Source organism: Phenylobacterium sp. (genome assembly GCF_035569475.1).
Lineage (GTDB): Bacteria > Pseudomonadota > Alphaproteobacteria > Caulobacterales > Caulobacteraceae > Phenylobacterium.
In genome coordinates this window covers 54193-64532 of the sequence record NZ_DATMNA010000046.1, presented here as the reverse complement: position 1 = coordinate 64532, position 10340 = coordinate 54193, and the positions used below count along the sequence as shown (strand labels likewise).

The 10340-nt window shown below is 69.4% G+C and carries 8 protein-coding genes; 2 read left to right on the top strand and 6 right to left on the bottom strand.

All coding sequences use genetic code 11. The annotated features are described in order from the left end of the window. The 3 genes from VNW53_RS07915 to VNW53_RS07905 all read right to left on the bottom strand — a co-directional run. Positions 1-397, bottom strand: a 397-nt coding sequence (locus tag VNW53_RS07915) for a molybdate ABC transporter permease subunit (protein ID WP_414693255.1), incomplete at its 3' end; no start/stop codon positions are given. An 18-nt stretch (positions 398-415) separates the two neighbouring features. Next, entirely contained in the window at positions 416-1177 is a 762-nt protein-coding gene (modA, locus tag VNW53_RS07910; protein ID WP_325554801.1) for a molybdate ABC transporter substrate-binding protein, read from the bottom strand. 17 nt (positions 1178-1194) lie between these two features. Then, on the bottom strand, positions 1195-2763 hold the full coding sequence (locus VNW53_RS07905; protein WP_325554799.1) for an OprO/OprP family phosphate-selective porin: 1569 nt from the start codon (positions 2761-2763) through the stop codon (positions 1195-1197). A 193-nt stretch (positions 2764-2956) separates the two neighbouring features. Between VNW53_RS07905 and VNW53_RS07900 the strand changes: the two genes are divergently transcribed. Further along, positions 2957-5023, top strand: a complete 2067-nt coding sequence (locus VNW53_RS07900; RefSeq protein WP_325554797.1) for a phosphocholine-specific phospholipase C — start codon at positions 2957-2959, stop codon at positions 5021-5023. A gap of 194 nt (positions 5024-5217) precedes the next feature. On the opposite strand, the gene VNW53_RS07895 is transcribed toward VNW53_RS07900, so the two are convergent. The 3 genes from VNW53_RS07895 to cysS form a co-directional block, all read right to left on the bottom strand. Further along, on the bottom strand, positions 5218-7245 hold the full coding sequence (locus VNW53_RS07895; protein WP_325554796.1) for a M13 family metallopeptidase: 2028 nt from the start codon (positions 7243-7245) through the stop codon (positions 5218-5220). 267 nt (positions 7246-7512) lie between these two features. Next, positions 7513-8079: an SRPBCC domain-containing protein gene (locus VNW53_RS07890; RefSeq protein ID WP_325554795.1), complete on the bottom strand. Its 567-nt coding sequence runs from the start codon at positions 8077-8079 to the stop codon at positions 7513-7515. After that, the gene (cysS, locus tag VNW53_RS07885) at positions 8076-9473 is read right to left on the bottom strand and encodes a cysteine--tRNA ligase (RefSeq protein WP_325554794.1); all 1398 of its coding nucleotides are present in this window, start codon (positions 9471-9473) and stop codon (positions 8076-8078) included. Before cysS ends, VNW53_RS07890 begins: the two co-directional genes overlap by 4 nt. A gap of 194 nt (positions 9474-9667) precedes the next feature. Here cysS and folE point away from each other — a divergent pair, with 194 nt between their 5' ends. Beyond that, entirely contained in the window at positions 9668-10312 is a 645-nt protein-coding gene (folE, locus tag VNW53_RS07880; protein WP_325554793.1) for a GTP cyclohydrolase I FolE, read from the top strand. Positions 10313-10340: the final 28 nt, after the last annotated feature.

Sequence of the window (10340 nt, the reverse complement as noted above, 5' to 3'; positions counted from 1 at the left end):
AGACGAAAGCGTCCAGCGGGCCGGCCCGCAGCGTCGCCGCCACCTCCATCGGGCGCGGGCCCATGGCCTCGAAGGCGGCGCGGATCGGTTGCACGGCGAAGGGCAGCGAATAGACCATGGAGCCGATCACCAGCCCCGGGAAGGTGAAGGCCAGGGTGCGGACGCCGAAGGGATGCAACAGGCCCATCAGCGGGCTCTGGGGCGCGATGGCGATCAGCAGGTAAAAGCCAAGCACGGACGGAGGGAGAATGATCGGCAGGGTCGTGACCGCGGCCACGACCTCCTTCCACCAGGCCCGCCGGCGGGCGAGCCACCAGGCGATCGGCGTCGCGAGGATCAGCAGCAGGAACGTCGTCAGTCCCGCCAGCCTAAGCGTCGTCCAGACGACCTCGCCCACGCGCCCTCCCCTCGAAACTCAGCGCACCTCGTAGCCGTACTTCTTGATGATCGCCACCGCCTGCGGGCCTTTCAGGAACGCCAGGAACGCCTTGGCGGCGGGATTGTCGCGGCCGGTGACGAGCAGGATCGCCTGCTGGTCGATCGGCGCGTGGTCGGCCGCCGGCACGATCCAGCGCGAGCCGCCGGGCGCGTTGATGACCTGCGACAGCGCCACGAAGCCCAGTTCCGCCGCGCCGGAGTCGATGAACTGGTAGGCCTGGGCGATGGACGCGCCGGTGACGATCTTCGGCTTGAGCGCGTCATAGAGCCCGAGCTTCTGCAGCGTCTGGACGGCGGCGGCCCCATAGGGCGCGGCGGCCGGGTCGGCGATGGAGAGCTTGTCGAACCTGGCGGCCTTCAGGACAGCGGCCCCGCCGTCCGCCAGCCCGGGCGTCTTCGAGTAGAGCACCAGGCGGCCCGCCGCGTAGGTGAAGCGGGTGCCGGGAACCCCCAGGCCGTCGCGCTCGGCCGCCTGCGGCCGCTCGGTGTCCGCCGACAGGAACACCTCGAAAGGCGCCCCGTGGGACATCTGGGCGTAGAACTGGCCGGAGGATCCGAAGCTCAGGGTCGCCGTGTGGCCGGTGGCGGCCTTGAAGGCGGCCGCGATCGCCTTGGCCGGCTCGGTGAAGTTGGCGGCCACCGCGACCTGGGTTTCGGCGGCCAGCGCCGCCGCCGGGGCGAGCGCCGTGACCGACCCGAGCGCCAACAGGGCAAGAAGCTGAAGGCGTCGGGTGATCATGGCGGTCTCCATGAGGGTCAGAAGGCGAACTGCGATCGGAACGAGATGGCGTGGTAGTGCTGGCCGATCTGGGCGCCGGTCGGCGTGGCGAAGGTCGTCGCGGACGGGGACAGGCGGTCGATCCGCACATCCTGATAGTCCAGCATGAAGCGCACGACCGCATTGGGGTACCAGTTGAGGCCCCCCGCCCAGATCTTCTGCTCGCCGCCGCGCACCGCGTCCGGGGCCGGAGCCGTGCCCGGCGCGCCGGCGTGGTAGTTGAGGTCGATGTCGGAGTAGCGCGCGGCCAGCTCCCAGGCGCCCCAGGTGCGGTCGGCGATGCTGAAGGGGTGGTTCACGGCCGGGGCGTCGAAGGCCCAGTTGGCCGCGTTGAACCGCCGCCGCTCGCCGGTCAGGCTGTAGGAGCCTTCGACGTAGTAGCCGCGGAACTCCGGATCGGAGAGGCCCACTGTGCCGTTGCGGCGCTGGATCGTGAACGTCTCGTATTCGCTTTGCAGGAAGACCGGGCCGTACTGGCCGGCGGCCTCCAGGCCGACCTCGCCGGCGTGCTGGGCGCTGATCGCGCCGGTTGAGATCAGCCGGGTGCCGTCGACGCGAAGTTCAGGCCGCTCCTGGAAGATGACCGAATAGCGCGTGGCGCCGGGCGCCGTGTCGGGACCGCCGGAGTCGGCCGGACGGTCCACGTAGCTGCCGTGCACGCCCACCTCCAGCATGCCGTGCTCGGTGCGGATCGGGGCGAAGCCCAGACGGCCGATGAAGGCGAGCTGGCTGTCGAAGGGCTGGCTGACGCCGGTGGCCTGGGAATTCACCACGCCCACCAGGCGGCCGGTGACTGCGGCGTTGACGTACCACCAGTTTCCGTTGCCCCAGATCTCGGCGGCCTCGCGGAAGTCGCCGCCGGCCAGGCTGCGGGCGATGTCGGCCACGGCCGGGCGCTCGAGGAACAGCATGCCGTTGGTCGAGCCCTGGTCCTCCAGGCCGAGCGACGGCGGATAGGCGCCGACCTTCACGTGGAACGGCTTCAGGCCGGAGTACTGCACCCAGAGCTCCTGGATGTGGGCGGCGTCTTCCTCGCCCGCGCCGCCGAAGTCGATCAGGGCGTTGTAGTCCCAGTCGCCGAAGGCCCTGCCGTCGATGCCCAGGCGGGCGCGGCGGAAGTTGGTGCCGGAGGACAGGTCGCGGGCGTGGGAGGTGTCGGCGGCCGCGGCGCCGCGCCGGAAGTCGGCGGTGGTCGGGCCGGGCGTCGCCTGCTGGAAGTCTGCGGCGTCGAACTGCATCACCGCGTGCAGGTTGGCCGTGAAGCGGCCGTCGGCGCTCTGGATCCCGGGCTTGCCGCCGGCGATCACCGCGATGGCGGCCGGCGGAGTCGAGGCCGGCGCGGTCGGCGTCTGGATCACCGGCGGGGTGTTGGCGCGCGCCTCAAGGCGGTCGAGCTTGGCGGCCAGCGCCTGGACCTGGGCCTTCAGTTCCTGGATCTCGGCGTCGCGCGGGTCGGGCGCCGCCTGCGCATGCGCGCCCGTCGCGATCGCGCTCGTCGCCGCGGCGGCCAGCAGCAGACGGCGGAGCGTCGACTTCCTTGATTGCATCCTTGGTACCCCCGTTTGGCCGTCGCGATGCGATCGGCGTTATGTATCGCACCTGCATATCGCTAGGCCAGCGCGTCTTTCAAAATCCTATCGAACGACTAGGAAATAGGCGGCCCAAGTTTATCGGCGGGCGCGTTGAGTTCCGCTATCGTCCGGTCCACCATCGCAGCCGGGCGTAAAAACGGGGTAAATTGTGGGAAATCGCTGGGAAGAGCGTAGGAAATTCCTGCAACTCGCGGCCGGCGCGATGGGCGCCTCGGCGCTTCCGCCGGGGGTGGCCAAGGCGCTCAGCCTGCCCGCGGCCCGCGTCACCGGCACGATCGCCGACGTCCAGCACGTGGTGATCCTGATGCAGGAGAACCGCAGCTTCGACCACTACTTCGGAACGATGCGCGGCGTGCGCGGCTATGGCGACCCGCGCCCGATCGCCCTGCCCGGCGGCCAGAGCGTCTGGAAGCAACCGGCCAGGGACGGCGCCTCCACCGTCAGCCCCTTCCACCTGGACACGGCCTCTACCCGCGCCGAGACCATGTTCAGCCTGGATCACAGTTGGAAGGGAAGCCACGCGCGCTGGAAGCACCACGACGCCTGGGTCCCGGCCAAGGGCCCGCTGACCATGGGCTACTTCACCCGGGCCGACCTGCCGTTCTACTACGCGCTCGCCGACGCCTTCACGGTCTGCGACGCCTACCACTGCTCTATCTTCGGCCCGACCAATCCGAACCGGCTGTTCCTGTTCACCGGCACCAGCGGCCTGGCCGCCGGCGACGACTCTAAGATCGTCATCACCAATCCGCCGGAGGAGAAGAACGAGACGGCGGACCCGGCGAAGGACTCGCCCGAGTTCAAGGGACTGGCCTGGCCCACCTACGCCGAGCGCCTGCAGGCGGCGGGGGTCAGTTGGGGCGTCTACCAGGAGTACGACAACTACGGCGACAACGGGCTCAGCTACTTCGCCAACTTCCGCGGGATCGGGCCGGACTCGACGCTCTATCGGCGGGGCCGGGCGTGGTCGCCAGGCTCCAACGCGGACAACGCCAAGGCCTCGGACGGCGAGCACCTGGTGGCCCAGTTCGCCGCCGACGTGGCCGCCGACCGGCTTCCGCAGGTCTCCTGGATCGTGCCGCCCTACAAGCTGTCGGAGCATCCCCAGGCGAGCCCGTCCGACGGCGCCTACCTGACCGCGCGGCTGATCGCGGCGCTGGCGGCCAACCCCAAGGTCTGGGCCAAGACCGTCTTCATCCTCAACTACGACGAGAACGACGGCTTCTTCGACCACGTCCCGCCGCCGATCCCGCCGGCAGGCGCCGCCCAGGGCAAGAGCACGGTCGCCACCGACCACGAGGACTATCACGGCGAGCCGGTGGGCCTGGGGCCCCGCGTGCCGATGATCGTGGTCTCACCCTGGAGCAAGGGCGGTTATGTCAGTTCCGAACTGCTCGACCACACCTCGGTGATCCGCTTCCTGGAGGCCCGTTTCGGGGTGATGGAGCCGCACATCTCGCCCTGGCGGCGCGCGGTCTGCGGCGACCTGACCGGCCTCTTCGACTTCAAGACGCCCAACCGCGCCCCCGCGCCCCTGCCCGACGCCTCCGGCCTGCCCCCACGCGCGGCGAAGGCCAAGGCCCTGCCGTTTCCCAAGGTCCCGGCGGAGGCCGAGGCCCATCCCCGCCAGGAGCCCGGCCAGCGCCCGGCGCGGGCGCTTCCCTACGAGTTTCAAGTCGCCACCTATCTGCGCGACGGTGGCCTCGAGCTTACGTTCGCCAATACGGGCAAGGCGGGCGTCGTGCTGCACCTGTATCAGGACCGCGGAGGAGAGCCCCGCTTCTATACGATTGGCAGGGACGGCTACCTGACGGACCACATACCGCTTGAGTCAGGTCCCCATGCTTTCTCGATGCACGGGCCGAACGGCTTCCTGCGCAGCTACAAGGGCGAGATGCGCGCCGCATTTGCTCCCGCCGCCAACGGCTTCTTCCTGCCGAAAGAAGGCAAGCTCCGGATCGGTTTGCACAACGAGGGCTCAGCGCCCGTGACCTTGGAGATCAAGTCGGTCGCCTACATCGAGGCGCCGCCGCGACTTCACCGGCTGACCCCGGGGGCGTCCGTCATGGACGACTGGGACCTGAGCGTCAGCCACAACTGGTATGACTTCATCGTCACCTGCGCCGAGGCCCCGAGCTTCCAGCGGCGTCTCGCCGGGCACTTCGAAGACGGAAAGCCCAGCGTCAGCGACCCCCTGCTGGGCCGACAGGCGTAGGAGCCGCCTCTCCCCCGAGCGCAGCGAGAGAGGGAGAGGGTAGGGAGAGGGCGGCTCGTGAGATCGGGCGGCCGCTGACGGCGGACCACGGCTCCTCGGGTCACAGATGGAAGATCGATGGGCCCAGCCGCCCTCTCCCTACCCTCTCCCTCTCGCCTTCGGCGGGGGAGAGGCGGCCCGCCCCAGCCGCCCAGCTACCAGACGTGAACCCGCTTCTCCGGCGGCAGGTAGAGCTTGTCGCCGGGCTTGACGTTGAAGGCCGCATACCAGGCGTCGACGTTGCGGACGATGCCGTTGACCCGGTACTCGGCCGGGCTGTGCGGGTTGGTCAGCAACTGCTGGCGAAGGGCGCCCTCGCGCACCTTGTCCTGCCAGGACTGGGCGTAGGCAATGAAGAACCGCTGGTCGCCGGTGAAACCGTCGATCACCGCGGGCTCGCCGTGCTGGGCCACATAGCGCCGCCAGGCGGCGTAGGCGGCCTCGAGGCCGCCCAGGTCGCCCAGGTTCTCGCCCATGGTCAGCTTGCCGTTGATGTGCACGCCGGGCACAGGTTCGTATCCGTCGAACTGTGCGCCCAGGACGGCCGCCCGCGCCCCGAACGCCTTGGCGGCGTCGGCGGTCCACCAGTCGCGCACCTTTCCGGTCTCATCGAAATGTCGGCCTTCGTCGTCGAAGCCGTGGCCCATCTCGTGGCCGATCACCGCGCCCTCGCCGCCGTAGTTGGCGGCCGGGTCGGCGTTGGGGTCGAAGTAGGGCGGCTGCAGGATCGCCGCCGGGAAGGTGATCTGGTTGGCGAGCGGGTTGTAGTAGGCGTTGACCTCCTGCGGGACCATTTCCCACAGGCCCTTGTCCACGGGCTTGGGATAGCGCGAGAGCTGCAGGTCCCAGCCGAACGTCTCGGCCCGCACCATGTCGCCCAGCAGGTCCGCGCGGCTGATCTTCAGGGTGGAATAGTCGATGTACTTCTTCGGGTGGCCCAGCCGCGGATCGAAGGTGGCGAGCTTCACCAGCGCCGCCTTGCGGGTGGCCTCGTCCATCCACTCGGCCTTCTGGAACCGCTCGCCGTAGGCCGCGGTCAGGTTGGCGATCAGCTCGCCGGTCTGGCGCTCGGCCTCCGGCGGGAAGTGCTCGGCGACATAGATGCGGCCGACCTCTTCGCCCAGGCTGCGGTTGACCAGTTGCACGCCCCGCTTCCAGCGCTCGCGCTGCTGCGGCACGTCGCGCAGGGTGTGCGAGAAGAAGTCGAAATTGGCCTGGTCGAAGGCGTGGGGCAGATAGGCCGCGTGGGTGCGGATGAAGTGGTAGGCGAGGTAGTCCTTCCACACCGAAAGCGGCGTCGAGGCCAGCAGGTCGCCGGCGGCCTTCACCTCGCTGGGTTCGGACACCAGCACCTTCTTGGGCGCGCCCAGGCCGGTGTGGGCGAACATCGCCGCCCACGGGAACTGGGGCGCGGTGGCCGAGAGCTTCTCCAGCGTCATCGGATTGTTGATCTTCTCGATGTCGCGGGTGTCTTCCGGCGCCCAGTGGGCCTGGGCGATCCTGCGTTCGAGCCCGATGATCGCGTCGGCCTTGGCGGTCGCGTTCTTGATCCCCGCCAGGGTCTGAACCTTGATCACATAGTCGCGGTAGGCCTTGCGGAAGCCGTCGTACTTGGCCCCCTCGCGCAGGTAGTAGTCGCGGTTGGGCATGCCCAGGCCCGACTGGTCGAGGCCGACCACATAGACGTTCGGATTGTCGAGGTCGGGGTTGATGCCGACATTGACCGGGCTCTCGAAGCCCGGCTCGGCGAACAGCTTGGCGACGTCGGCCTTGGTCTTGGCCGCGGCGATCCTGGCCAGGTAGGGCTTCAGCGGCGCGGTCCCGCGCGCCTCGATGCCCTTCTCGTCCATCCAGGCGGCGTAGAAGTCGCCGACCCGCTGACCGCCGGGGCCGGCCTTGGTCGGGTCCTTGGCCAGGTCCTCGACGATCTTGCGCACATCGCGCTCGGCGTCGTCGGTCAGCACGACGTCGACGCCGGCGGAGGTGCGGTCAGGGGCGATCTGGGTGCGCTTGTCCCAGCCGCCGTTGACGTATTTGAAGAAGTCGTCCCCCGGCTTCACCGAGGCGTCCATGGACGAGGCGTCATAGCCCCAGCTCCCGAACTTCGCCTTGCCGGCCGCCAGCGCGCCGTCGGCCACGCCCGCGACCGCCACGACCGCCGCGCTCGCCAGGACCCATTTCATGAAGCTCAAAGGACACCCCCCGCGACAGGAGGACGACACTACACCGGCCCGCCCGGCTGGCAACGCGGCGGTCTGGCGAGCCACTGGCGCCCGGCCCGGCCTCCCAGCTCCTCCCCCGTAGCGGCAGCGTGCGGGGGAGGTGGCGGCGAAGCCGACGGAGGGGGCGTTGGGGCCGTGCGCCGGACTCGGTGCGTCGGCAGCGCCCCCTCCACCGCTTCGCGGTCCCCCTCCCCCGCTGAAGCGGGGGAGGTTTCGAGGACCCGGCGACTAAGCCTTCCGCCGCTGCCAGAGCAGCTCGGCGCGGGCCTTGAGGTCCTCGTCCATCTGGACGAAGGCGCGGTAGATGGTGCGCGCCATGCGCTTGCCCAGGGAGGGGCCCATCAGGCCCGCGATCAGCTCGCCGTTGGAGACGATGCAGCCGGTCTCGGCCAGGGCCTCGATCTCGAAGTAGCGCGTGGTCCTCACCAAGCCCCCCAGCAGGGTCAGCCGCCAGTGGAGCTGCTCGTTGGGCACCCATTCCAGCACCGTCGGATGGATCTCCTCCTCCGGCCGCCCGGGCAGGGCGAAGGTGAGGTCCAGGACCGAGCCGATGCGGATCTCGCCGGCGGCCCTGGGATAGAGCTTGCACCACTGCGACCACGACTTCAGGTCGGAGATCACCTCCCAGATCACCTCCGCCGGCGCCTGGACGCCCACGCGGTGTTCGATCCGCAGACCCTTCGGCGGCTTCGGCGGCGGGGCGCCGGTGGGCGTGGCCTTGGGCCCCTTCAGCGCGCCGGAGCCGCGGGCGAACAGTCCGGCCTTGAGTTGCGGCTGCGGTGCGATCGGCATCATGCCTGCTCCTTCATCCGCCAGGTCGCGCCGGCGGGTCCGTCCATCACCTCAACATTTAGCGCAGTGAGTTCGGCGCGAATACGGTCGGCCTCGGGCCAGTCCTTGGCCACGCGCGCGGCGTCGCGCGCCTGGATCAGGCCGTCGATGCGGGCCTTCAGGTCCTCGTCGGCGCCGCCCTGGAACCAGGCCTGCGGGTCTTGCGTGAGGAAGCCCATGACGGACGCCAGGGCCAGCAGGTCCTGCTTGATCGCCGGAGCGTTCGGGCCGGCCTTGCGCACCGCGGTGTCCAGGTCGGTGGCGAGCTTCTTGAGCAGCGCCATGGCCGCAGGCGTGTTGAGGTCGTCCAGCAGCGGCTCGAGCTGCTCCTCCGCCAGCGCCCCGCTGCCGCCGGCCTCGATGTGCCGCGCGCGGCCCAGCACGCCGTAGAGGTGGTCCAGCGAATTCCTCGCCTGGATCAGCGCGTCGTCGGTCCAGGAGAGCGGCTGGCGATAGTGCGCGCCCAAGAGCGCCCAGCGGATCACCTCGCCCGGCTGGGTCTTCAAGAGGTCGTGGGCCAGGGCGACGTTGCCCAGGCTCTTGGACATCTTCTCGTCGCCCATGTTCAGGAAGCCGTTGTGCAGCCAGTAGTTGGCGTAGCTCCCATGCTGATGGCCGTCGCATATCCCTTGCGCCAACTCGTTCTCGTGGTGCGGGAAGACCAGGTCGATGCCGCCGCCGTGGATGTCGATGGGCAGGCCCAGCTCCTGCTCGATCATCGCCGAGCACTCGATGTGCCAGCCGGGGCGGCCGGCGCCCCACGGGCTCTCCCAGACCGGCTCGCCGGGCTTGGAGGGTTTCCACAGCACGAAGTCGGCGGGGTGGCGCTTGTAGGGGGCGACCTCGACGCGGGCGCCGGCGATCATCTCGTCCAGCGGCCGGCCCGACAGCTTGCCGTAGTCGGAGAAGCTCTGGGTGTCGAACAGCACATGGCCGTCCGCCGCATAGGCCGAGCCGTTGGCCACCAGCCGCCCGATCATGGCGAGGATCGCGTCCATGGTCCCGGTCGCCCGTGGCTGCACGGTGGGCGGCAGGGCGCCCAGCGCCGCGGCGTCGCCGTTGTAGGCCGCCAGATAGCGGTCGGTGATCGCCGAGATCGGCACGCCTTCCTCGGCGGCCTTGGCGTTGATCTTGTCGTCCACGTCGGTGACGTTGGCGGCGTAGCGCACCGCGGCCTCGCCGTAGAGCCGGCGCAACAGGCGGAACAGCACGTCGAACACCACGACGGGCCGGAAATTGCCGATGTGGCTGTAATTGTAGACCGTCGGCCCGCAGACATACATCGTCACCCGCTTGGGATCGGCGGGAACGAAGGGCCGCTTCTTGCGGGCCATGGTGTCGTAGAGGCTGAGGGACATCGATCTTTTCTAACGCGGCGCTGCAGTTTCCCCCGGCTTGCCGAGGGGCGGGTCCGGCCCATATACAGATCGGCGGATCGGGAAGCCACGGGAACCCTGGAGCCCACTTGCCGGTCGAACGATGGGGTGGCCACGCGTCATTTCCGGGACCTTCGTCCCGGCGCAACTCAGCCCCGGAAAGAAAACCTCCCGACATGGACGCTGTCCGCGACCGAACCCTGGTCGGCTCTACTTCTTCGGAAAAGGGCGACCTTGATCTTGACCCCGCCAAGCGCCCCTCTCGCGAGGAGGCCATGGAGGCCGTGCGCACCCTGATCGCCTGGGCCGGCGACGATCCCCGGCGCGAAGGCGTGCTCGACACGCCCAAGCGGGTGGTCGACGCCTACGCCGAATGGTTCGAGGGCTATGCCGCCGACCCGGCCAAGGAGCTCTCCCGCACCTTCGAGGACGTGCAGGGCTACGACGACATCGTCATGCTGCGCGAGATCGAGGTGGAGAGCCACTGCGAGCACCACATGGCGCCGTTCCTGGGCAAGGCCTACGTGGCCTACATGCCCACCAACCGCGTGGTCGGCATCTCCAAGATCGCCCGGGTGGTGGAGATATTCGCCAAGCGTCTCCAGACCCAGGAGACCATGACCCAGCAGATCGCCGACGCCATCACCGACAGCCTCAGGCCCGCGGGCGTGGCGGTGCTGATCGACGCCAACCACCAATGCATGTCGACCCGCGGCGTCCACCACCGCCACGTCTCGACCATCACCACCCAGTTCACCGGCGTCTTCAAGACCGACCCGACCCTGCGCCAGCGCTTCCTGGACTTCGCCAACAAGAAGTAGACTCTCCTCCGCCGAAGCGCAGCCGAGG